Below are 23,629 nucleotides of genomic sequence, written 5' to 3' on the forward strand. Positions count from 1 at the left end.
CAATACCAGTTTCGATCTCATGTTCCCTTACTCCGTTTTAGAGCTTGTTGTTGGCATGCACTTCGCGGCCGGCAGATTCACTTCAGCGGTGAAAAAGGCGCCGGCTTCATGATCTTGTTTTCGGCGACTTCAATGAGGTCGCGGATTTTCGGCAAGAAGGATAACCAGCGCGGATCGGCCATCAGCTTTGCGCGCCGCTCCTCGCGGTCATCCAGGCTGGAAAAGGCCCAGATGTGGACAATTTCATTGATCGGCCCGATCTCGGAAAAGAAGTAACTCACCAGCTCGCCCAGATGGCTTTTCTGGATTTCGATGCCTTCCTCCTCGACAACCCGAAGGTAGGCCGGAATGGCGCCGTTCTTCAGCCGGTAAGTGCGGATTTCGTAAAACATCGCGTCACCGCATCACGAATGGATCGGGGATCGGGTCATCGGAGGTTCTAAGCCATATGGTCTTCGTGCGCGTGTAATCGAGCGCTGCCGCAAGCCCGCCTTCGCGACCATCACCGGAAAGACCGAAACCCCCGAAAGGCGCAATCGGTGAGACGGCGCGATAGGTGTTCACCCAAACCACACCGGCGCGGATCGCCTTCATCAGTCGATGGGCGCGCGTCAGGTTCTGCGTGAAGACGCCCGAGGCGAGGCCATAGACCGTGTCATTGGCCAAAGCGATCGCTTCCGCCTCGGTTTCGAAGGAAACAACCGAAAGAACCGGGCCGAAGAACTCCCTTTCCATGGACGGCGAACGAATGCCGTCGCAATCGAGAATGGTCGGAGGGTAGAAATAACCAGCGCCATCCACCGCCAGACCGCCCGTCACCACCTTCGCACCGGCTTTTTCGGAAGCAGAGACCAGAGAGACAATATGCTTGCGCTGCCGCTCGGTCGCGAGCGGCCCCACTTCCGTTGCCATGTCCAGCGGCGAGCCGATGCGGATCGCCTCAGCCTTCGCCTTCAAAATCCCGAGGAAGCGATCCTTCACGCTTCTCTCGACAATCAGCCGTGATCCGGCAACACAGCTCTGACCGGTCGCCGCGAAAATTCCCGCGACCTGCGCATTGGCGGCGCTTACGAGATCGGCGTCGGCAAAGACGAGGATTGGCGATTTGCCGCCGAGTTCGAGCGACGTCGAGGCAAGATTTTCGGCCGAGTTGCGAACGATGTGACGCGCCGTTTCCGGCCCGCCGGTAAAGGCGATATGGGCCACCTTCGGGTGCGTGGTGAGTGCCGTGCCGCAGGACGCACCGAAACCAGTGACTATATTGACGACGCCGGCAGGAAAACCAGCCTCCTGCACCAGCCGGGCGAACTCCAGAAGCGGCGCCGGTCCGTCTTCCGAGGCCTTGATGACGATTGTGCAGCCGGCAGCGAGCGCCGGGCCGATTTTAACGGCTGCCAGAAAAAGCTGGCTGTTCCACGGGACGATCGCGGCCACCACACCCACGGGTTCGCGCCGCAGCCAGACATCCATGTCCGGCTTGTCGATCGGCAGGTAAGCACCCTCGATCTTGTCAGCCAAGCCCGCATAATAGCGATAATAGTCCGCGACATAGGCAATCTGCGCCGAGGTCTCGCGGATGATCTTGCCGGTGTCACGGGTTTCGAGCTCGGCAAGCGTCTTTGCATTTTCGGCAACCAGATCGGCAAGCCGATAGAGCAGCTTGCCGCGTTGCGTCGCCGTCAGTTTCGACCAGGCGGCATCGTCATAAAGCGCCCGATGCGCAGCCTCTACGGCGCGGCTAATATCCGCTTCGCGGCTTTCCGGCATTTCTGCCCAAGGTTCACCGGTTGCCGGGTCGAGGCTCGAAAAGCTCGCCTCACCATCCTCGAAGCGCCCATCGATGTAACATTGGAAACGGCGCATCATCCTACTCCTTGAAAGCTGGCATTACATCGGAAAGGAAGCGTTCCAGCGAGGCCTTCTTGCGCTCGAAGCTCATGCCGGTATCGATCCAGAAGGAATATTCGTCGTAGCCCATGGCCTCGTAGGCCTTAAGCCGGGTAATGACTTCATCGGCATGGCCGACAACGTTGTTCTTGCGCATGACATCACCGGAAAGCATGGCGTTTGCGGCAATCTCCTCCGGCGCAATACGCTCGATCAGCCCCTGATGAACGGGCTTTTCGTTTTTGAACCATGCAAAGAAGTAGTTGTAATAGACGCTCATCTCATGGGACGCCTGGGCAATATCGGCTTCATCGGAACCGACATAGGTGTGGCGCAGCAGCATGATTTTCGGCCGCTGTTTATCCGGATTTTTCGCACAGGCATCGTTGAAGCGGCCCATCAGGGTTTCCACCTCGTCATCGCCTTGCCAGAGCGGCGTCACCTGAACATTGCAATCATTGGCGACAGCGAATTCATGCGAATTCGGATCACGCGCCGCCACCCAGATGGGCGGAAAAGGCTGCTGCAGCGGTTTGGGAGCCGATGTGGTGGCCGGGAACTTGAAGAATTCGCCGTCGTGGGTGTAGTCACCCGCCCAAACCCCTTTGACAGCCGGAATAAGCTCGCGCATCCGCTGGCCGGCGCCCCAGGCATCGAGGCCTGGAAGCAGCCGCTCATATTCGAACGAATAGGCGCCACGCGCGATGCCGATATCAAGACGGCCATCACAGATCAGATCCGCCATCGCCGCTTCTCCGGCAAGCTTAATCGGGTGCCAGAAAGGCGCGATCACCGTTCCCGTACCCAGGCGTGCCGTCTTCGTACGCCGCGCCAGATCGGCGATCGTTACAAAGGGGTTGGGCGCAATGGTGAAATCCATGCCGTGATGTTCGCCGGTCCAGATGGCATGCATGCCACCACGATCGGCGATCTCGCATAGTGTCACGAACTCCTCGTAGAGTGTCTTGTGGTCCTGGGAGGCGTCCAGCCGCTCCATATGAACGAAGAGGGAGAATTTCATGGTTTTGGCCCCTTCATGGAGATGGGATGAACCTTGCCGGCGGTCTCGTTCCCGACATAAACACCGAAATTGCCGATCGAGCTTTCCAGCACGAAACGATTGACGATATCCGCCGTAGCGCCGGAGTCGAATTTTGCCGAAGCCAGCGCGCCGGGCAACAGAAAACGGCCCTCGCGCGGCGCTTGATCGCCATCGGCAAGCGCGTGATAGACGACGTGTTGGCGCCCGTCCGTCTTGTTCTCATAAACCGAGTAGAGAAATCCCGTTTTGACGGAGAGACCCGTCAGGTCTTCGAGACGTGATGTCAGCGCCGCGACCGGATCGCCGCTTGCCACGACACAGCCGGGAAGCGACAGCACGTCGTCGCCAACGAGGTAAATCTCGCCGCGCCGTTCCAGAACGGCGCCCACGACGATATCGCCCTCTGCCGCTGCCGATACCGCCTTTGCAGCCAGCATCGGCGTGAAATAGCCGCCGCGCGCATAACCGAGACCGTTCAGGCTGCTATTGTCGAAAGCCTCGATACGGCCGAGCAGAATGACATGATCGCCGGCCTCGATAACCTCCTGCATCGAACATTCGAACCAGGCCGCGACGTCTGCAAAGACCGGGGAGCCCTTCGGCGCATCCAACCAGCTGGCGGTGGCGAAACGGTCTTCGACCGGCCGGGCGAAGGTGTTGGAGAGGTCCTTCTGGCTTTCCGACAGAATATTGACCGCGAAGTTTTTGGTGCCGGTCATCGTCATGAAATTGCGCGAGCTGCGGGCAAGGCAGATCAGCAGCAACGGCGGATCGAGCGAAACCGAGGTGAAGGAGTTGGCGGTAAAACCGATGGGCTTTCCTGCATCGTCCCGGGTGGTCACGATCGTTACTCCCGTTACGAAAGCGCCAAATGCATCGCGCAAAGCGCGCGGATCAAGGGTTGCAACAGTCATTGCGGCTCCTCCTCTAAAGCCAGCCATTCGGCCATCATTGCATTGACAGTTTCAGGTGCGGTCAGGTTGACCATATGCCGGTGCGCCTCAACGACGCGGGCGTAACCGCGCGGTGTGATCGCCGCCATCTGCTCGGCCATCAAAGGCGTCGAATTGGGGTCGTCCGAACCCGTCAGGAAAAGAGCCGGGCAGATGACCGAGGGCCACCGATCCGCATAGGTCTCGTCGCCGTCCGCAAATGCGGTATAGGCAACCGCGTAACCTTCGGGATCGACCATTTCCAGCCAACCTCGAGTCAACTCCCGCGCCTGCTGGCTCTTTGGATCGTCGCCGAACCAGCGTAACAAAGGGCCTTCCTTGTCCACGCCAGTGGTCCGGATGGCAGCCGCGCGTGCAAGAACCGCAGCCTTCGCGGCCGGATCACGGCGGTAAACGCCGTTCAGATAACCGACGCGCGCAATTCGATCTCCAAAGGTTGCAGCGGCACCGCCGGAAATCAGCGCCCCCATGGAATGCCCGGCCACATTGGCACGCGCGATCCGCATATCGTCAAGAAACCGGCCGAACCAGCCGACAAAATCCTTGAGCGTGCTGCCCGCTGGCAGGCGTTCACTGCCGCCATGCCCCGGCATATCTACCGCGATGACACGGTGCGTCTTTGAAAAGATTTCGATCTGCGGCTTCCAGGCTTCCAGCCGCATTCCCACGCCGTGGATGAGGATCAGGTCTTCACCGGCGCCTGCCTCGAAATAGGCCGCCCCGCCCTCGGTCACCTTGCGAGGGAGCGCGGCAGCATCTGCCTTTGCAGCATTGACCCGTGACGTGGTGGCGGCCTCCTGCATTTGCATCACCCTCAAACGCCCGCCGGGTTGGCAACATCCTGACCGAGATCCTTCAGATCCTGATAGCGGTCGCCGATGCGGTGATGAGGCCTGCCGCCGACTGAAGCACCGAGCGCGACGACGATCTCATCGGCAGCCGGAGCATCGGGAACGGAGGTCTGGATAGTCAGGTAGTGCGAACGGCGGCCTTCATCGTTCTTGTCCATTAAGGGGATCATGATCGGCGCATTGCCGGGACCACGCGTATTGCAGAAGGCCAGATAGGACTTGGCACCCACAGCCTGACGATAGTGATTGCCGAAACGCAACGTGTGAATGAGCGCGGAGGCATGTTCGATCTCACCATCCAGCCCGACGACGGCCGCCTTGCCATAGGCCTCCACCGCTTCGCCGGAACCCACGGCATCAAGGATCATCTTCGTCAGCAGTTCGCCCAGCACCGGCGCCCCGGCGTGGATTTCCGGTTTGAGATCATCCACGAAGCCTTTTCCAGCCCAGGGATTTTTCACGACCGCGATGGCGGTGAACAGCTTCAAAGGTGTCGCTGCGGCCTTGCCTCCTTCAATCAACGTTGTTTCGACCTGCAACAGCGTCTTACGGATCTGGATGGGCATTGGCGTTCTCTCCGGTAAATATGATGTCTTATGGTATGCCATAATATGTATGTGTCAAGTGGTGGAAATCTGCGGCTTGAAGTTGTGAAAAATAACAATTCTTACAGGAGGTTATGGCTCAAGGGCCTTCCGTGCGGCCGTCAAAGGCAAGTTCGTAAAGGCGCGTCATTTCCGCTGCCGTCGGAACCCGTGGGTTATTTGCCGGTGTGCCGGAGGCGAGGCCTTGCCGCACCATTTCCGGCAAAAGATCGAGATAGCGGGTTTTGTCGATACCGAATTCCTGCGGGGTCGGCACCTTCAGCCGCCTGTTCAGGCCGATGAAAGCCTCCACCATCTTTGCGCCTGCAATCTGGTCACTGTCCGTCGAACTGGCGCAACCAAGTGCGCGGGCGGCGGCGGCATATTGCGGTAGAGCGGAATTCAACGAAAATTGTGTGACCAACGGCAGCACCATCGCATTCGACATGCCGTGCGGAACATGGAAAAAGGCACCGACCGGCCGGCTGAGGCCGTGGATCAACGCTGTGGATGTGTTGGAAACGGCAAGACCCGCATGCGTCGCCCCGAGCATCATCGCTTCTCGTGCTTCCCGGTTTTGCGGGTCGTTCGCCACTTTTTCGAGATTTGCCCCGATCAGTTTCAGCGCGGACAGCGCCAACGCCTCGGAATGGGCATTACCGTTGCGGTTGACCAGCGCTTCCAACGCATGGGTCAGGGCATCTATGCCGGTATCGACCGTGACACGGTAAGGGCAGGTCAGCGTCAGCTCGTAATCGATGATGGCCGCAATGGGCAAAGCGGCGGTGCCGAGGATGAGCATTTTTTCGCTGGCAGCCGTGTCCGTCACGACGGCGGCGCGTGTTACTTCCGATCCGGTTCCTGCGGTTGTGGGTATGGCAATTACCGGCATGACGGCAAAATCCACGATCCTTGGAACTTTCAGCGCCCGCAGCTCTTCGCCACTGGTTGCAACGATGGCGCCTGCTTTCGCCGTATCCATGGCGCTACCGCCGCCGAGTGCGACGAGACCATCATGACCGCCCCCGGAAACGCGTTTCACCAGTGTGGCGATGGATATATCCGTTGGATCTTCTACGACATCCGCAAAAATGGCGGCATCGATACCCTCGCCGCCAAGCGCCTGCAAAAGCGCATCCGCATGGCCGAGTTTCTGCATGACTGGATCGCAGACGAGCAGAGGGCGCTTCACCCCCAGAGATTTCAGCAGTGACGGCAATCGGAAACGGCTGCCACCGCCGATGAGCATTTCGCGAGGCATCAGGACACGGTTTATCATTGCGGTTCTCCGCCACTATCATTCTGCGTTGTTCGGAACGGCCTAAGGCGCACGATCTGAAGCGGGACTTCGTCATCCCGCTCCGGTCACCGTGGCCTCAATGCGCCAGGATTTTCGACAGGAACGAGCGTGCGCGATCCGTCTTCGGATTGGTGAAGAAGCTGTCACCCTCGCCGATCTCGACGATCTCGCCGCCATCCATGAAGACGATGCGGTCCGCCACCTTGCGGGCAAACCCCATTTCATGCGTCACCACCATCATCGTCATGCCTTCCTGCGCAAGCGAGACCATGACGTCGAGCACCTCGTTGATCATTTCCGGATCAAGCGCCGATGTAGGCTCGTCAAAAAGCATGGCGACCGGATCCATCGCCAGCGCGCGGGCGATTGCGACGCGCTGCTGCTGACCGCCGGAAAGCTGGCCGGGATATTTCTTCGCATGCGCGGTAAGCCCCACACGCTCCAGAAGGGCGTTGGCTTTGACCAGCGCCTCCGCAGGGGAGCGGCCGAGAACCTTCTCCTGCCCGATGCACAGATTTTCGAGGATCGTCATATGCGGGAAGAGTTCGAAATGCTGGAACACCATGCCCACTTTGGAGCGCAGCTTCGGCATATCGGTCTTGGGGTTGGTCACCTCAACCCCGTTGACGGTGATGATGCCGTTGCCGATCGTCTCCAGCGCATTGACGCATTTGATCAGCGTCGACTTGCCCGAACCGGACGGCCCGCAGATCACGACGACTTCGCCCTTGGCGACATTCAGGCTGCAATTGGTCAGAACCTGAAAGGTCGGACCGTACCATTTGTTGACGGATTGAAGTTCGATCATGCTGGTTGCTTGAGACATCGGACTTCTCCCTAGTGTACGTCAGCCGACATTGGGCCGTAGGCCTTGCCGAATCGTTTCTCGATACGGCGCTGGATGAGTTCCCAGGCGGTCGTCATGGCGAGGTAATAAAGGGCCGCGACCATGAAGAGCTCCAGAACGAGGAACTTTTCCTGGATAAGAACCTGCGTGCGGCGCAGCAGCTCCTCCATGGAAATGATGGAGGCGATCGACGTTGTCTTCAGCACGCCATTGACGGAATTGCCAAGCGGCGGAATGATGATGCGGAAGGCCTGCGGCGCAACTATGTAGCGCATCACCTGCGCCTCGGTCATGCCGATGGCGCGCGCCGCATTGATCTGGCCTTTGGGAACCGCGGCAATACCTGCCCGGACGATTTCCGACAGATAAGCGGCCTCGCAGAGCGACAGGCCGATCAGGGTGGACTGCAGAACCGTCAGCTTGATGCCGAGCTGCGGCAGGCCGGTATAGATGATGATGAGCTGCACCAGCAGCGGCGTGCCGCGAAATATCCAAGTGTAGAAATAGGCCGGTCCGGAGAGGAACCGGTATTTCGACATGCGCATCACCGCAATGACGAAACCCAGCGCAAGACCCGCCGTCATGGCAAAAACCGTGAGGCCGAGCGTCACCATCGCCCCCTCGAAAAGATAATAATTCGTCAGGTATTCGAAGAAACCTTCCCAGTTCCAACCCTTCACGTCTTTCTCCAATTCATGCGGGAATGGTCGCGGCGAGAACTTTCCCGCCGCGCTGACAGTTCAGATGAAGGAGATTTCAGCCTTCCGGACCAAGAACGGCGAGATCGCCGGGCGCGATGCTCACGCCATAACCACCCATCAGCTTTTCAAGCGAACCATCGGCCCTCATTTCCTTGAGAGCAGCAGAGACGGCACTGGCGACGTCCTTGCTTCCAAAGGAAAGCGAACCGGGCGTGGGGTACATGCCGGAAAGTGCATGCGTGAACTCGCCGCGATCCTGGTATTGCTTGGCGACAGGATCGATGGAGACCGCGGCCTGAACCTGACCTGCCCGCAGCGCCTGATAGACGGTCGCGTAATTGTCGAACAGGTTTATGGTCATCGGCGCAAGACCGCGTTTCTTGAAGTCCTCGTTCAATTCCTTGATCTTGCGCTCGGCATAGCCACCGATATCGGTGCTGACGGCCTTGCCGGCCAGATCGTCCACCTTGGTGATGGGCTCGGATGCACCGACGGCCGTTGAAATGCTGATGGCGAGACTCTCATAGGGGATCATGAACAGGATCTTGCGCCGCTCCGCCGTCACGAACAGACCTGCATTGATCATATCCCAGCGGCCGCCCTGCAGGCCCGGCACCATGGTGGCATATTCCGTGCTGATATATTCGGGCTTCAGGCAGAGGCGCTTGGCGATTTCATAACCCAACTCGATACGAAGGCCTTTGAGCACGCCCTGTTGGTCGGCATAGGCCATGGGTGGCAATGTCGGGCTGGTCGCCATCACGAGATGGCCGGGCTTGATGAGGTGATCGTTGGATATTTTCGGCGTGCAGTCCTGTGCAACGGCCGCACCGGCAAGAAGACTGATGACAAAGCCCGCCAGAGAGGTTTTGGCGCGCACGGCTATGCATTTCCGGGAAATCGGATTCCAGTTCATATTAAGCTCCGCTCTTTATATTATTTATTATGGCATACCATCACACCAAACGGATTGCCCTGTCAATAAGCGGTCATTTGTTTTTCTAAATTATTGTAAAACAACCATAAAATCAAAAAACCAAGAGCCTGCGGCCGCCAGCTGGGCAACCGCAAGACAAGCAGAACGGAGCGCCAAAAACCGTCAGTCAGCCGTTTTTTGCGCGGTGAGAACGGCTTCGGCGATAGCGCATGCGCTGGTGACATGATCGAGAGCGGCTTTGTAAGCGGCGTCCCCGTCACCTTTCCGGATCGCATCGACGATCTTTTTCATCTGCGCCGGACCTTCGGTATCGCGGCTTTTCGTCTTGATCGTCATGGAGCGAAGATGGTTGATTCGCACCGTCAGCAAATTGACGACGCCCCAGGCGACATGCCGGTCGATCTTGCTGAACAGCGTATGATAAAAAGACGAGGTATGCGCGAGAACACCGGGCATATCCTTGGCAACGTAACTTTCGCGAATATGCTCGAGCGAAGCCTCAAGCGCCTCGACAATGGCGGGATCGCGACGCTCCGCACAAAGGCGAGCCGCCATTCCCTCCAGCGCACCGCGGATTTCGTAAATCTGCTTGGCCTCGGCGAGATCGAGCAGCGCAACCATCGGCCCCTTGTTCGGCAAATTCGCCACCAGCCCCTCGGACTCCAGATGCCGCAGGACTTCGCGCACGATGGTGCGGGAAACGCCCAGCTGGGCGCAGAGATCGCGCTCCACAAGGCGGTCTCCCGGACGGAAGTAACCGTTCACGATGGCGTCGCGCACCTTGTCGAGCGCAAGCTCCCTCAGCGTCTTGGTCGGACGCTCAACGCGAATGGCAGTTCCCTGCAAAGCACCGGTCATGGTATCACCTCGTTTGGCACATCCCGCTTCCGCCCGCCGGGCGTGAAAACAGGTTCTGGCTCTTTATATTATGGCGTACCAACTTATTTAGCCGCGCACCATGTTTATGGCAACAGCGCGCGACCAGCTTGTCGCAATGCCGCGTCACCCCATCCGTTCCGATGCATAGCTGCCCGGGCTTGGCGGGAAGACCACGGTCCGGTTACCGTTGATGAAAGTACGGTGGTGGATATGGGCGTGGATGGCGCGTGCCAGAACCTGCGCCTCGACATCCCGGCCGAGCGAAACATAATCCTCCGCGCTCTGGGCATGGGTAATACGCACAATATCCTGCTCGATAATCGGACCTTCGTCGAGATCGGCGGTGACATAGTGGGCCGTTGCACCGATCAGCTTCACGCCGCGCTGATAGGCCTGCTTGTAAGGGTTGGCGCCCTTGAAGGACGGCAGGAAAGAATGGTGGATGTTGATGATCTTCCCCGACATCGTCTCGCACATCCGGTCGGAAAGCACCTGCATATAACGCGCAAGCACGATCAGTTCGGTTCCGGTGCTTTCGGCAATATCCATGATCCGGGCTTCAGCCTGTGGCTTGTTTTCCTTCGTCACCGGAATGTGGTGGAAGGGAATATCATGATTGACCACCACTTTCTGGTAATCGAAATGGTTGGAGACGACGCCAACAATATCGATCGGCAAGGCCCCGATGCGCCAACGGTAAAGCAGATCGTTCAGACAATGGCCGAAGCGCGAGACCATCAGCAGGACCTTCATCCGCTCGGACTGGTCATGAAGCGCCACTTCCATGCCGAATTTCTGCGAGATCGGCATCAGTTCAGCCATCAAGTCGTCACGCTTTGCTCCCTCTTCGGAAATGAAGCCCACGCGCATGAAGAAACGGCCCGTACCGAGATCATCAAACTGCGAACTATCGACGATGTTGCAGCCTTTTTCAGCGAGAAAGCCTGAAAGGGCAGCGACGATGCCTCGGGTGGACTTGCAGGTTACGGTCAGGACGAAGTTCGTCATCCGGCACTCTCTCTGTCATCGATATTGGAAAAACCCCGCGCTGTCTGATGAGCGCGGGGAAAAGCCGCAAGGGCGGCGGGGAAACCCGAACTCAAACGTCGAGCGTTGTCTGGTGCTCCCAGGCAGTGAATTGCGCGCAATAAGCGTTCCACTCGCCCTGCTTGAGCTTCAGATAGGCCTTTGAGAACTCCATGCCCAATGCCTGCTGCAGTTCCTCGTCCTTCTCGTATTCGCGCAGCGCATCGAGAAGATTGAGCGGCAGTTTCGGCGCGTTCGTCACGGTATGACCTTCGCGATACATGTCTATATCGTGATGCGGACCGGGATCGGCCTGTGAGCGGACACCCGAGAGACCGGCCGCAATGATGATGGCCTGCAGCAAATAGGGGTTCACGGCGCCATCCGGCAGACGCAGTTCGAAACGCCCCGGCCCTGGCACGCGAACCATGTGGGTGCGGTTGTTCCCGGTCCAGGTCACCGTGTTCGGCGCCCAGGTCGCGCCCGAGATGGTCCGCGGCGCGTTGATACGCTTGTAGGAATTAACCGTCGGATTGGTGACGGCCGCAAGAGCGGAGGCATGTTTCATGATGCCGCCCAGAAACGTCTTGCCCTTTTCGGAGAGCCCGAAAGGCATTGCCTTGTCGGCAAAAGCGTTGACCTTGCCATCCAGATCCCAGACCGAAATATGAGCATGGCAGCCGTTGCCGGTCAGCCCCTTGAAAGGCTTCGGCATGAATGTCGCGCGCAGCCCGTGCTTTTCGGCAACCGACTTGACCATGAACTTGAAGAAGGAATGTTTATCCGCCGTCTGGAGCGCATCGTCATATTCCCAGTTCATCTCGAACTGGCCGTTCGCGTCCTCATGGTCGTTCTGGTAGGGTTTCCAGCCCAACTCCAACATGTAGTCGCATATTTCCGCGATCACATCGTAACGACGCATCACTGCCTGCTGGTCGTAGCAGGGCTTTTCCGCCGTGTCGTACTCATCGGAGATTTTCGCGCCGTCCGGCGAAATCAGGAAAAATTCCGGTTCCACGCCGGTTTTGACCCGCAGCCCTTGCCCGGCCGCTTCCGCGATGAGCTTTTTCAAAACGACGCGCGGCGCCTGTTCCACAGGCTGGTCTTCCATGACGCAATCGGCAGCAACCCAGGCCACATCCTTTTTCCAGGGAAGCTGGATGACCGAGGAGGCGTCCGGCACTGCGAAGAGATCGGGATGGGCGGGCGTCAGATCGAACCATGTGGCGAAACCGGCAAATCCGGCGCCGCCCTTCTGCATATCGGCAATCGCTTCTGCAGGAACCAGCTTGGCGCGCTGGCCACCGAAGAGATCGGTATAACTGATCATGAAATATTTGATGCCTTTTTCGGCAGCAAACTTGGAGAGGTCCAGTGTCACGTCATTCCCCTTTTTTTGAATATCAGACACTTCATCGAAAAAGGACGGCCACATCCTCCCAAATGCGCCCGTCCATTGTATTTTTTAAAAGCTGCCTTTACCCGGGAACCAGTTTGTTCCCGCCAGCGGAACCTGCGCCATTGCCGCAGCCTCCATGGTTAGAGCCACCAGATCTTCCGGCTCCAGATTGTGGAGATGGTTTTTGCCGCAGGCGCGTGCGATGGTCTGGGCTTCGAGCGTCATGACCTTCAGATAGTTGGCGAGGCGGCGACCGGCGGCGATTGGATCAAGACGTGCGGCAAGTTCCGGGTCCTGCGTGGTGATGCCTGCGGGGTCTTTGCCCTCGTGCCAGTCATCATAAGCGCCGGCCGTGGTGCCTAGCTTCTGGTATTCATCTTCCCATTTCGGGTCGTTATCGCCCAGCGCCACCAGCGCCGCCGTTCCGATGGCAACCGCATCGGCACCAAGCGCCAGAGCCTTGGCGACATCCGCACCCGAGCGAATGCCACCGGACACGACCAATTGCACCTTGCGATGCATGCCGAGATCCTGAAGCGCCTGTACTGCGGGGCGAATACAGGCAAGCGTGGGCATGCCGACATTTTCGATGAAGACGTCCTGCGTGGCCGCCGTGCCGCCCTGCATGCCATCAAGCACCACCACATCGGCACCGGCCTTCACTGCAAGTGCGGTGTCGTAATAGGGGCGCGCACCACCAACCTTGATGTAGATCGGTTTTTCCCAATCGGTGATTTCGCGCAGTTCAAGGATCTTGATTTCCAGATCGTCCGGGCCAGTCCAGTCAGGATGACGGCAGGCGGAACGTTGGTCGATGCCCTTCGGCAAATTGCGCATATTGGCGACGCGATCGGAAATCTTCTGGCCAAGCAGCATGCCGCCGCCGCCCGGTTTCGCGCCCTGGCCGACGACCACCTCGATGGCGTCCGCACGGCGCAAATCCTTGGGGTTCATGCCATAACGCGACGGCAGATATTGATAGACCAGCGTCTGGCTGTGGCCGCGTTCCTCATCCGTCATGCCGCCATCGCCCGTCGTGGTGGACGTGCCGGCAATGGTCGCGCCACGGCCGAGCGCTTCCTTGGCGTTGCCGGAAAGCGCGCCGAAGCTCATGCCGGCAATGGTGATCGGCGTTTTCAGCGTGATCGGCTTCTTGGCAAAGCGCGTGCCGAGGGTGACGGTCGTATCGCACTTCTCGCGATAACCTTCGAGCGGATAACGCGAGATGGACGCGCCGAGAAACAGCAGGTCGTCGAAATGCGGCACCTTCCGCTTCGTGCCTGCGCCGCGAATATCATAGATGCCGGTCGCAGCCGCACGGCGGATTTCCGCCAGCGTGTGATCATCGAAAGTCGCGGACTTGCGTGGTGGGGTGAAGGGGTTGTGATAGCTCATCGGAAAATCCCTCGCCTCAATACGCGTCGGCGTTGTCGATGTTGAAATTGTAGAGCGTGCGGGCCGAACCGTAGCGTTTGAACTCGCTTGGGCTGACATCGGAGACGCCGGCTTTTTCAAGAAGTTCGGCAAGCTTCTCCAGATGTTCGGGCCGCATTTCCTTCTCGATGCAGTCGGCACCCAGGCTCTTGACCGAGCCGCGCACAAAAAGCTTCGCTTCATAAAGGGAGTCACCCAACGCATCGCCCGCATCGCCGCAGACAACGAGGTGGCCAGACTGACCCATGAAGGCGGACATGTGGCCGATATTGCCCTTCACGACGATATCGATGCCCTTCATGGAAATGCCGCAGCGGGAAGCGGCATTGCCCTTGATGACCAGCAGCCCGCCGCGACCGGTGGCACCTGCGTATTGCGAAGCGTCGCCCTCGATGACGACGGTGCCCGACATCATGTTTTCGGCAACGCCCGGCCCGGCCGAGCCGTAAACGGTGACGGTCCCGCCATCATTCATGCCGGCGCAATAATAACCGACCGAGCCGCGAACATCGACGATGACGGGGCTGTCGATGCCAACAGCGACGGCATGGTGGCCGCGCGGATTGACAACTTCGAATTCGGTGTCGTTTGCGCCCGAGGAAAGCCCATGGAGCGCGCTGTTGAGTTCACGCAAAGGCGTGTGGGAGAGATCGAAAACTGGCATGGATATGACTTTCGCAATATGCGCCGATGACGGTTTCACGCGGCCTTTTCATGGTCCCAGAAATAGACGGTCGCCGGCTCCGGCTCCCAGACGCGGGCATTTTCGATGCCAGGCAGATTGACAAGCGCGCGGTATTCGGAGCCGAAAGCGACATATTGATCGGTCTCGGCCATCACCGCCGGCTTGCAGGCGATGGGATCGCGCACCACGCCGAAACCGGATTTGGTGCCGACGACGAAGGTAAAGAACCCGTCGAGATCATCGAGCGCGCCGGTCAGCGCTTCGCCCAGATCCTTGCCCTTGGCCATTTCAGCCGTGAGATACGCGGCGGCCACTTCCGAGTCGTTCTGGGTTTCGAAGGTCATGCCCTCGCGTACCAGTTCCCGACGCAGATTATTGTGGTTGGAGAGCGAACCGTTATGCACCAGGCACTGGTCGGCACCGGTGGAGAAGGGGTGTGCGCCAAGCGTCGTCACAGCCGATTCCGTTGCCATGCGGGTGTGGCCGATGCCATGGCTGCCCGCCATGGAGCGCACGCCAAAACGGGCGACGACATCTTTCGGCAGGCCGGTTTCCTTGTAGATTTCCACGCTGTCGCCGGAGCCCATCACCCGCACATTCGGGCGGATGGCAGCCAGGACCGAGCGAATTTCCGTGAGCTTTGCCGATGAAATATCCAGGACCGCGTGGGTGCTTTTCACCGCAATCGAAGCTTCAACGCCATTTTCCTTCAGCGCTTCGGCAAGGCCCGAAAAATCGGCGACGGGATCGGCCGACTGGATGGTCACTTTTGCCCGGCCATCGGCAGCGCTTCCATAGATCGCGATGCCGGCGGAATCCGGTCCACGATCCGTCATGGTCACGAGCATGTCCGAAAGCAGCTCACCCAGCTGCGGTTCAAGGCTTTTGTCTTTCAGGAATAGTCCAACAATGCCGCACATCGACAGGCACCTCCATTCGTTTCTGAATGAAGAGCTAGCATATGGAATTCCATCTCGTCAACTATCAGGAATATTTTTTTCTTCTAAGGCAACTTTTCAATCATTTGTCAGCCGTCTTTGCGGATAGGAAATGATCGACAGATAGCGAGCGGGAAGCTTCACCAGCTCCTCCGGTCCGTGCGGCGCATCAGCATCAAAAAACAGGCTGTCACCCGCCTGCATGGTGAAAAGCTGCTCGCCGTGGCGATAAACCACCTCTCCCTCCAGCATGTAGAGGAACTCCATGCCCTCATGCTGGAAGGTCGGAAATACATCCGAGTCCGTCGTCAGCGTGATGAGATAGGGCTCGACGGTGACGCCGCTAGTATTGTTGTCGATATGGCCAAGCAGGCTGTACTGATGGCCGGCGCGGGTGCCTCTACGCTCGATGTTCACCCCTTGGCCCGCCTTGACGAAGGTGGCGCTGCGCGGCTCCTCGAAGCCACGGAAGAACGCCGTGATCGGCACGCCGAGCGCCTTTGACAGCGTCTGCAGCGTGGTGAGGGACGGCGAAATATTACCGTTTTCGATCTTTGAGAGCATTCCCACCGATACGCCGGTGGCCGATGCGAGATCGGTGACCGTGATGCCCAGCTTCTTGCGATAGGCACGCACCTCATGGCCGATCGCCATTTCGAGATTATTGACCCTCGGCTCGCGAACCGCATGCGGGTCCTGCGACAAAAGCGCAGGCTCGGTCTTTGTGCTGTCCTTTGCCATGTGATCCTCCGGCATAACGTGTTTTCCTTCTTTAAAGGAAAACTATTTTAATTCGGAGGAAATTTTTACATCGCAGCAGCGGTAAAGCCTGCGGAGGGTCAGCACGTCACCCTGCCATCGGAGAGATCAAAGACGGCACCAGTATAGAGGCATTTCAGTGGACTACGGACACGCGCTGCTCATCGTAGTCTTACGCAGATATTGAAGCTCACCTCTAACACGCCGCCAAACGGTGCCAAGAATTACTCGGCACCGCTGGTTTTCGAAAGGCCCTTCCACCAGTCAATGGCAAGAACCGTTCCTGCGGAGTTCAGGCTTCGACCAGCTCGCGAACATCATCAACGAGAAAATGCACGATCACATAGCGCGTCGTGTATTTCTGACCGCTATCGGACACGCTCTCGACGCTGCCGCCGTCGGAGGGATGCCATTTCTGATAGTGAGGATTGTTGGCGATCAGCGTAATCGCCTTGCCCGAAAACCTGCCGGTCAGCCGATAGCGAGCCTCTGCAAGATGCCAAATCTTTTCAAAATCCTGCTGGCTGATGCGGGCTTTCAAAGCCTTCTTGGATATCGTTTCTTCGGGCGAACTGTCGTCGTGTGCCCCCGATGGAATATGCAGGTCAACCTCTTCCGCGCCGTCCAGCAGAAAGGCAAATTCGTCTGGCCACATCCGTCTCACGTATCGCTCCTCCCAAAGCTTATCGTCCTACAACACAATTATGATAGCGCCTCTGCCGTAAGAGGCAATGGCGGATATGAGAGAGCACTTGCCGGCATCCCAATTTTTCGGGAGCGTGGCCGTGTGGGCCTCCAACAGGTGCTGAAGATCGCGGGTGGGACGCAACGAAATGGAAGCCAACCGCTATCTCAACCAGTCTGCCTCCGCTGGCGCAGAGCAGTACCGGCTTCGCTAGCAGACTGCAGCATCAAAGCGACCAACGAATGAAATCAGGCTATCTCGGAAAATCTTACTGCTTAGCGTAAATTATGGCGGAGAGGGTGGGATTCGAACCCACGATACCCTTGCAGGTATGCCGCATTTCGAGTGCGGTGCATTCGACCACTCTGCCACCTCTCCGCATGCGCGAACGCTTGCGTTGCGCGCTCCTCATAAACATCAATGGCGGGACTGACAAGGGAAATTTCGTGTTTGTGTCACAAATTATTCGTCCCGGACAAGGCTGTATAAATGCTTCGGCTTCTGGCCGTTTTGTGGATATTTTTCACGTGGCGCCACACCGCGTCACTCCTGCACGTCACATTCGGGCGGTGGCGTTACAGCTGTTGATAACGACGTAATATTTCCACGATCCGGTCATCCTGTTCCTGATCTGGCAGAAGGGCGGGTTGCCGGCTGGCGCCGACGGATGGGTCCTGAAGGTAAAGCGAGCGCTTGACCATGGCGGGCGCAAAACCGAGCGCATAGAGATCGGTGCGAAAATCCGTATAGATCGCCTGCTGGCGTTCGGCCTCGGCGATATCGCTGGCGTTGAAAGCATTGAGAATGCCGGCAAGTACATGCGGGAGCGCGTTGCCGAGGCCGGAGATGCAGCCGGCGGCACCGTTCTGCAACGACCAGAGAACGAGATGATCCGGGCCGGAATAGACTTCGAAACCGGGCATCTCCTTTGCTACCTGTAGATAGGCTTCCAGCGTCTGCTGCGCACCGCCCGAATCCTTGATGCCGGCAATGTTGCCATGGGCGGCAAGTTTGCGGGCGGTTTCCGGCTCTATGTGGTTCTGGGTTCGGGCGGGAATATCGTAAAGATAGACCGGTGTTTCGAGGGCGTCGGCCACAGTCGAGAAATGGCGGATCAGCCCATCCTGGGTGCAGGCGATGAAGAAGGGTGTGATGACGGCAATACCGTCTACGCCGATGCGGTCGAAGGCTTTGGCGAGTTGCAGCGTTTCGAAAGTGGCGGGCATGCCGGCATTGACGATGACCTTCGCACGGCCCGCAACTTCGTCCACCACCTCTTCCGTCAGCCGGATTTTTTCTTCATGCGTCAGTGCGGTGAAATCGCCGTTAGTTCCGGCGCACATGATGTTGTTGCCGGCCGCCACCTGACGGCGCACCTGCGCACGGGTCGCTTCGTAATTGATGGTTTCGTCCTCGTTGAAACAGGTCACGAGCGCGACGAAGGCTTGTTTGGTCATGAAAGAACTCCGCTTGGATTTCCAATAGTGTGATCGGCATCGATCCGACGCACAGACTGCATATCGGGGTCGGGATCGAGGCTGGCGGAAAGAAGTGCGCGCGTATAGCCCTCGCGCGGCGCTTCGAAAACCTGCCGGACAGTCCCGAATTCCACAACCTCTCCCCGCTGCATGACCATGACGTGATCGGCAAAATCGCGGACCACCGGCAGGTCATGCGCGATGAAGATGAAGGAGAGGCCCATTTCACGGCGCAGCTTGTCAAGAAGTGCAACAACCTGCGCCTGGACAGACACGTCGAGCGCCGAGACCGCTTCATCGCAGATGATGAGCTTCGGCTCCAGCGCCAGCGCGCGGGCAATCGCGATCCTCTGCCGCTGGCCACCGGAAAACTGATGCGGATAACGGCGCATATGTTCCGGCGAGAGGCCGACCTGATGCAGCAATTCCGCGACCCGTTCGCGCCATTTCGCTTTGGGTAGTATGTCCGGATGGATCACCCAGGCTTCGGAAACCAGCTGGAACACAGTCATGCGGGGGTTCAGCGACTGGGTTGGATCCTGAAACACCATCTGTAAATCACGCCTGAGGGCAAAGAGTTCGGCAGGCGAAAGCTTGAAGAGATCACGCCCCTTCCACTCGGCGCTGCCGGCATCCGGCTCGTCGAGCCGGAGCAGAATGCGCGCGAGTGTCGATTTGCCGGAACCGCTTTCGCCAACGACAGCTATGGTTTCCCCCGCCATAAGGTCAAAGGAAACGCCCTTCAGTGCCTCGAAAGCCCCATAACGTTTGCGCACATCGCGCACACGGAGGAGCGGTTCGCCGGTCGCATTCGGCTCGTGCATTTCGCCCCTGCCGGGGGCGGCGCTGATGAGCTTGCGGGTATAGGGATGCTTTGGGTTGCGATAGACCTCGCGAACCGTGCCTGCCTCCACCAGCACGCCCTTTTCCATCACGACCACCCGGTCGGCGATTTCGGCGACGACGCCAAGATCATGGGTGATGATGAGAACGGCCATACCGGTTTCCCGCTGCAATTCCTTGAGCAGGGCAAGAACTTCAGCCTGAACCGTCACATCGAGTGCCGTGGTCGGCTCGTCGGCGATCAGGAGATCGGGCCGGAGCGCAAGCGCCATGGCGATCATCACACGCTGGCGCTGGCCGCCAGAAAATTCATGCGGATATTTCTTCAAGGCTCCGTCCGGATCAGGAATTCCAACACGCGCGACAAGCCGCCTCGCCTCCGCTTCGGCTTTCACCCTGTCCATTCCATGGGTGGTCATCGCCTCGCGGATCTGCCAGCCGACGGTATAGACCGGATTGAGATGGCTGAGCGGGTCCTGAAAGATCATGGCGATGCGCCGGCCATTGATCTCGCGGCGGGCCTCAGCCGGCATTGTCAGAAGGTCTTTGCCATCAAGAAATATCTGGCCGCCGCTGATACGTCCGGGCGGCATGTCGATGAGGTTCATGATGGCCGAGGACGATACCGATTTGCCCGAGCCGCTTTCACCGAGGATCGCAAGCGTTTCACCACGGTCGATATGATAGGAAACATCCTTCACCGCATGCACGACACCGCCTGCGGTGTGAAACTCCACGGAAAGGTTGCGCACATCGAGAAGATGGTCAGGCATGTTTGCGGCCTTTCATTTCCAGCCGCCAGCGCTGCACGGGGTCGAGCGCAATGCGCAGCCAGTTGGACAGCAGGTTGAGCGACAGGGTGGTGAGTATGATGGCAAGGCCCGGCCAGAAGGACAGCCACCAGGCATTGGTGAGGTACTGCCGCCCCTGCGAGATCATCAGGCCCCAGGTGATTTCCGGCGGCTGAATGCCGATACCAAGGAAAGACAGCGCGCTTTCCGCCAGCATCACATAGGCAAAATCGAGCGTCGCAAGCGTTGTCAGCGTCGGCAGGACCACGGGTAGAATATGGCGGAACAGGATACGTTTGCCCGATGCGCCCATCACGCGCGCCGCCTGTACGAACATGCGTTCACGCACCTCCAGCACTTCGGCCCTTGTGGTGCGGATGTAAACGGGGATGCGGGTTATCGCCAGAACCAGCATCAGGTTGAGGATGGATGAGCCGAGCAGATAAAGCACGATGACCGCGATCAACAGTGACGGAAACGACATGATCACGTCCGCCAGCCTCATGATAATCTGGCCAACACGGTTGGAGGAAAAACCGGCGATCAGGCCAAGCACGGTGCCGGTGACGGCGGAAATGAAAACGGCACCGGCGGCGATCATCAGTGTATTTTGCGTGGCGGCGACGATGCGCGCCAGCAGCGGGCGACCGAGCGCATCCGCCCCCAGCCAGAAATACCATTCGCGTTGCCATTCGAACGGAGCAAGGTTGCGTCCACGCAGGTTCTGCTTCGTCGCCAGCTCGCCAAGCCACGCCGGGCCGACAAAGGCGAGAATGATGACGACGATGAGGAAGATCGCGGCGCAGAGGGCGAATTTATCCGCCCACAACATGCGCAGCATGCGCGTTGCAAAGGATGGCTCATCGATGATCTCTGTATCGGCGTTTGAAAGGCTCATGGCTGAACGTCTCCTCAGTGCCGGATACGCGGATCGAGTAGCGCATAGGCGATATCGATCAGAAGATTCATCAGGAAGATCGCAAGCGCGGTCACGAGAATTGCTGCCAGCACGACGTTGAAATCGCGCTGAAGAATGGAATCGATCATCAGCTTGCCAACCCCGGGGAAACCAAAGATGGTTTCGACGATGACTGCGCCGTTGAGAAGGCTTGCCGCCTGATCGCCGATGACGGTGATGACCGGCAGCATGGCGTTTCGCAAGGCGTGGATGAAGATAATCGGACCCGATTTCACACCCTTGGCGCGCGCCGTTTTGACATAGGCAGAGGACAACGCACCGATCATCGAGCCGCGCACCACCTGAACGATGATGCCGAAGGGGCGCACGAACAGAACCGAGATCGGCAGTATCCAGTGCAGCACCGAGCCGGTGCCGGAGGTGGGCAGCCAGGCGAGATTGACGGAAAACACCACGATCGCCACGATCGCGAGCCAGAAATCCGGCACGGAAGCGCCGATGAGCGAAATGGTGGAGGCCATGCGGTCGAAGAAGCCACCGGAGCGGAAAGCGGCAAGCGAACCGACGACGATTGCTGCTGTGGTGACGAGCGACATGGTGATGACCGCAAGCCACAGCGTCCAGACGAAAGCCTCCAGCACCACATCCAGCGCAGGGCGGGCTTTCCTGAGCGATTCACCCAGATCCCCCGTCATCACGTCGCCCGCGTAGCGCAGGAACTGCACCATCAGCGGATCGTTCAGCCCATGCAGCGCACGAAACTGCTGCTTCAATTCCTCCGAAGCCTCCACCGGCAAAAACAGTGCGGCCGGGTCGCCCGTCAGGCGGGAGAGGAAGAAAACCATTACGATGAGGCCGATCAGGGAGATCAGGCTTGCAACGGAACGTTTTCGGATGAAGCTCAGCATGGTTACCTCCGGTGTTCAGCACGACGGCGAAGCTAAAGCTCCGCCGCCGCTCTTTGGCAGATGAAATACCGGCTTACTTGATGCCGATTTCCGAAAGCTGCAGCATCGAATTGGTGGCGATGGTGGGCTTGAAGTCCAGCCGTTCGGAGACGCGTGAGAAGCCAACCATGTGGAACAGCAGCACATCCGCCACGACATCGTCATGCAGGTAGGCGATGAGCTCGGACCAGAGCTTGGCGCGTTCATCGCCGACGGCTGCGGATGCTCGTTCGATCAAGTCATCCACCTTGGGGTCCGAGAAACCGGATTGCGTGCCCTTGGTGGCATATTTGAAGAACATGGTGAAGGACGGATCACCCTTGGAATTGTCGTGCATGGCAGCGACGATCTGCGGTCCCCGGCCTTCCTTGAAGGGCTTGGAATAATAGCTTTCGTGCTCGGCCACTTCCACGAATTTGAGGTCGATCTTGAAGCCGACTTCCTGCAATTGCTGCTGGATCGCCTCCATGATCTCGGTGACATTAGGGAAGTTCGCAGTGCGCGCGATGATGGTGATCGGCGTATCCACCTTCACACCAGCAGCTTTTGCCTCCTCCAGCAACTTCTTCGCGCTATCAGGGTCGTAGGGGAAAACCTTGACATCAGGGTTCCAGCCGAGCGTGGTCGGCGGAACGAGTGCGGTGGCCAGCACAGCACCTTCGGGAACCAGCGTGCCGAGGAAAGCCTGCCGGTCGATGGCGAGGTTGAGTGCACGGCGCACCCGCACGTCATTCAGCGGCGCGATGTTGTGGTCGAGGCGCATGTAGACCGTCTCGCTGTCGAGATAGGAAAAGTCGGTCTTCGGGTTTGTCGCGTCGAGCTGCGAAATGGAGGGTGAAAGATCGGCTTCGCCGGTCTGCACCATGGCGGCGCGAACCGAGGGATCAGCGCGGAAAAGATAGGTCGCTTCCGTCACCTGCGGCTTGGCGCCCCAATAGTCGTCACGTGCAGTCAAAACAATCTGCTGGCCCGGTGTCCAGTTGGTCAGCTTGTAAGGACCGGTGCCAACAGGCTCGCGGATAAATTCCATCTTGGTTTCTTCGGGCACGATGGTGACGAGCGACATCAGGAGCGGCAGAATGGGCTGGGCCGGCTCTGTCTTGAAGTCGATCGTATGGTCATCGACAATCGTGGGGGTGACGGTCATACCGCCGAAGTAACGACGGGATTCGCATGCATTCTTGTCGCTCATGATGCGTTCGAAGCTATGCTTGACATCCTTGGCATCGAAACCCGTGCCGTCGGAAAACTTCACGCCTTCACGCAGGTGGAAACGCCAGCTGCCATCCGCGTTCTGCTCCCATTTTTCAGCGAGGCGCGGCTGCACGCCGTTCTTGCCGCGCACATCAAGCTCGGTCAGCGTCTCGCTGACATTTTCCATGATGATACGACCAATATTGGAGCGGGTCGCCATGCAAGGCTCCAGCAGGTCAGCCTCTTCCGCCAGCACGATCTTGATCGGCCCCGACGCCGCAAGCGCCGGCGAAACCGCGGCGCTAAGGCAACCCATAACAAGGGCGCCCGCAATCAATGACTTCTTCATTCCGTTCTCCTCCCAGATCAGAAATTCAGCAACATGGCGGCGTGCCGCAAGAGGCATTCAAAAGCCCCGTCTCCTGCATTGAGGAGCATGGCGTGCGGATGATCGTCTCCTCCACCCGTTATCAAAGCATCGACGCTATCACATTTTTTGTCAAATTATTTTTCAGAAGGATTTTTTATTGAGACCCAGTACAGAAGTTTT

23 protein-coding genes and 1 tRNA gene are annotated in these 23,629 nt (G+C 58.5%); all 24 read right to left on the reverse strand.

Annotated features, from left to right (window positions below; all coding sequences use genetic code 11):
• Nucleotides 1-77: 77 nt before the first annotated feature.
• The 24 genes from ASD46_RS14465 to ASD46_RS14580 all read right to left on the reverse strand — a co-directional run bounded on the left by ASD46_RS14465 (nt 78) and on the right by ASD46_RS14580 (nt 23,428).
• Nucleotides 78-392, reverse strand: a complete 315-nt coding sequence (locus ASD46_RS14465; protein WP_025595353.1) for an NIPSNAP family protein — start codon at nt 390-392, stop codon at nt 78-80.
• Nucleotides 393-396: 4 nt separating this feature from the next.
• Nucleotides 397-1,863 carry an aldehyde dehydrogenase gene (locus ASD46_RS14470; RefSeq protein ID WP_060642514.1) on the reverse strand — a complete coding sequence of 489 codons (1,467 nt, stop codon included), beginning with the start codon at nt 1,861-1,863 and terminating at the stop codon, nt 397-399.
• A 4-nt stretch (nt 1,864-1,867) separates the two neighbouring features.
• The gene (locus ASD46_RS14475) at nt 1,868-2,908 is read right to left on the reverse strand and encodes an LLM class flavin-dependent oxidoreductase (protein ID WP_025595351.1); all 1,041 of its coding nucleotides are present in this window, start codon (nt 2,906-2,908) and stop codon (nt 1,868-1,870) included.
• Complete coding sequence (locus tag ASD46_RS14480; RefSeq protein WP_025595350.1) at nt 2,905-3,843, reverse strand: flavin reductase family protein; 939 nt, start codon at nt 3,841-3,843, stop codon at nt 2,905-2,907. The genes ASD46_RS14475 and ASD46_RS14480 overlap by 4 nt, the downstream gene beginning before the upstream one ends.
• Complete coding sequence (locus ASD46_RS14485; RefSeq protein ID WP_025595349.1) at nt 3,840-4,685, reverse strand: alpha/beta fold hydrolase; 846 nt, start codon at nt 4,683-4,685, stop codon at nt 3,840-3,842. The genes ASD46_RS14480 and ASD46_RS14485 overlap by 4 nt, the downstream gene beginning before the upstream one ends.
• An 11-nt stretch (nt 4,686-4,696) precedes the next feature.
• A complete protein-coding gene (locus tag ASD46_RS14490; protein WP_003511499.1) occupies nt 4,697-5,299 on the reverse strand; it encodes an amino acid synthesis family protein in 603 nt (200 codons plus the stop codon).
• Nucleotides 5,300-5,417: 118 nt separating this feature from the next.
• On the reverse strand, nt 5,418-6,596 hold the full coding sequence (locus tag ASD46_RS14495) for an iron-containing alcohol dehydrogenase (RefSeq protein ID WP_025595348.1): 1,179 nt from the start codon (nt 6,594-6,596) through the stop codon (nt 5,418-5,420).
• A gap of 97 nt (nt 6,597-6,693) precedes the next feature.
• On the reverse strand, nt 6,694-7,425 hold the full coding sequence (locus ASD46_RS14500) for an amino acid ABC transporter ATP-binding protein (protein WP_025595347.1): 732 nt from the start codon (nt 7,423-7,425) through the stop codon (nt 6,694-6,696).
• A 29-nt stretch (nt 7,426-7,454) separates the two neighbouring features.
• Nucleotides 7,455-8,144 carry an amino acid ABC transporter permease gene (locus ASD46_RS14505; protein WP_003511502.1) on the reverse strand — a complete coding sequence of 230 codons (690 nt, stop codon included), beginning with the start codon at nt 8,142-8,144 and terminating at the stop codon, nt 7,455-7,457.
• Nucleotides 8,145-8,220: 76 nt separating this feature from the next.
• Nucleotides 8,221-9,081, reverse strand: coding sequence for a transporter substrate-binding domain-containing protein (locus ASD46_RS14510; RefSeq protein ID WP_019564957.1), 861 nt, complete (start codon nt 9,079-9,081; stop codon nt 8,221-8,223).
• A 183-nt stretch (nt 9,082-9,264) separates the two neighbouring features.
• Nucleotides 9,265-9,960, reverse strand: coding sequence for a GntR family transcriptional regulator (locus ASD46_RS14515; protein ID WP_003511504.1), 696 nt, complete (start codon nt 9,958-9,960; stop codon nt 9,265-9,267).
• A 144-nt stretch (nt 9,961-10,104) separates the two neighbouring features.
• Complete coding sequence (purU, locus tag ASD46_RS14520; RefSeq protein ID WP_025595345.1) at nt 10,105-10,989, reverse strand: formyltetrahydrofolate deformylase; 885 nt, start codon at nt 10,987-10,989, stop codon at nt 10,105-10,107.
• Nucleotides 10,990-11,080: 91 nt separating this feature from the next.
• Nucleotides 11,081-12,388, reverse strand: a complete 1,308-nt coding sequence (gene glnT / locus ASD46_RS14525) for a type III glutamate--ammonia ligase (protein ID WP_025595344.1) — start codon at nt 12,386-12,388, stop codon at nt 11,081-11,083.
• A gap of 84 nt (nt 12,389-12,472) precedes the next feature.
• Entirely contained in the window at nt 12,473-13,801 is a 1,329-nt protein-coding gene (locus tag ASD46_RS14530) for an FMN-binding glutamate synthase family protein (protein WP_003511507.1), read from the reverse strand.
• Nucleotides 13,802-13,817: 16 nt separating this feature from the next.
• Complete coding sequence (locus ASD46_RS14535) at nt 13,818-14,504, reverse strand: GXGXG domain-containing protein (RefSeq protein ID WP_003511508.1); 687 nt, start codon at nt 14,502-14,504, stop codon at nt 13,818-13,820.
• Nucleotides 14,505-14,539: 35 nt separating this feature from the next.
• Nucleotides 14,540-15,445 (reverse strand): class II glutamine amidotransferase, encoded by a 906-nt coding sequence (locus ASD46_RS14540; RefSeq protein WP_025595342.1) that lies wholly within the window; start codon nt 15,443-15,445, stop codon nt 14,540-14,542.
• A 96-nt stretch (nt 15,446-15,541) separates the two neighbouring features.
• Complete coding sequence (locus tag ASD46_RS14545) at nt 15,542-16,219, reverse strand: helix-turn-helix domain-containing protein (RefSeq protein WP_019564961.1); 678 nt, start codon at nt 16,217-16,219, stop codon at nt 15,542-15,544.
• 295 nt (nt 16,220-16,514) lie between these two features.
• Nucleotides 16,515-16,877: a hypothetical protein gene (locus ASD46_RS14550; protein ID WP_003511512.1), complete on the reverse strand. Its 363-nt coding sequence runs from the start codon at nt 16,875-16,877 to the stop codon at nt 16,515-16,517.
• Between the two features lie 318 nt (nt 16,878-17,195).
• Nucleotides 17,196-17,285, reverse strand: a tRNA-Ser gene (locus tag ASD46_RS14555).
• Nucleotides 17,286-17,482: 197 nt separating this feature from the next.
• Nucleotides 17,483-18,364, reverse strand: coding sequence for a dihydrodipicolinate synthase family protein (locus tag ASD46_RS14560; RefSeq protein ID WP_025595341.1), 882 nt, complete (start codon nt 18,362-18,364; stop codon nt 17,483-17,485).
• Nucleotides 18,361-20,001: an ABC transporter ATP-binding protein gene (locus ASD46_RS14565; protein WP_025595340.1), complete on the reverse strand. Its 1,641-nt coding sequence runs from the start codon at nt 19,999-20,001 to the stop codon at nt 18,361-18,363. The genes ASD46_RS14560 and ASD46_RS14565 overlap by 4 nt, the downstream gene beginning before the upstream one ends.
• Nucleotides 19,994-20,917 carry an ABC transporter permease gene (locus tag ASD46_RS14570; protein WP_025595339.1) on the reverse strand — a complete coding sequence of 308 codons (924 nt, stop codon included), beginning with the start codon at nt 20,915-20,917 and terminating at the stop codon, nt 19,994-19,996. The genes ASD46_RS14565 and ASD46_RS14570 overlap by 8 nt, the downstream gene beginning before the upstream one ends.
• Nucleotides 20,918-20,931: 14 nt before the next feature.
• Nucleotides 20,932-21,846, reverse strand: coding sequence for an ABC transporter permease (locus ASD46_RS14575; protein WP_003511517.1), 915 nt, complete (start codon nt 21,844-21,846; stop codon nt 20,932-20,934).
• A 73-nt stretch (nt 21,847-21,919) separates the two neighbouring features.
• On the reverse strand, nt 21,920-23,428 hold the full coding sequence (locus ASD46_RS14580; RefSeq protein ID WP_025595338.1) for an ABC transporter substrate-binding protein: 1,509 nt from the start codon (nt 23,426-23,428) through the stop codon (nt 21,920-21,922).
• Nucleotides 23,429-23,629 lie beyond the last annotated feature (201 nt).

This window comes from Rhizobium sp. Root491 (assembly GCF_001427205.1).
GTDB classification, from domain to species: domain Bacteria; phylum Pseudomonadota; class Alphaproteobacteria; order Rhizobiales; family Rhizobiaceae; genus Agrobacterium; species Agrobacterium tumefaciens.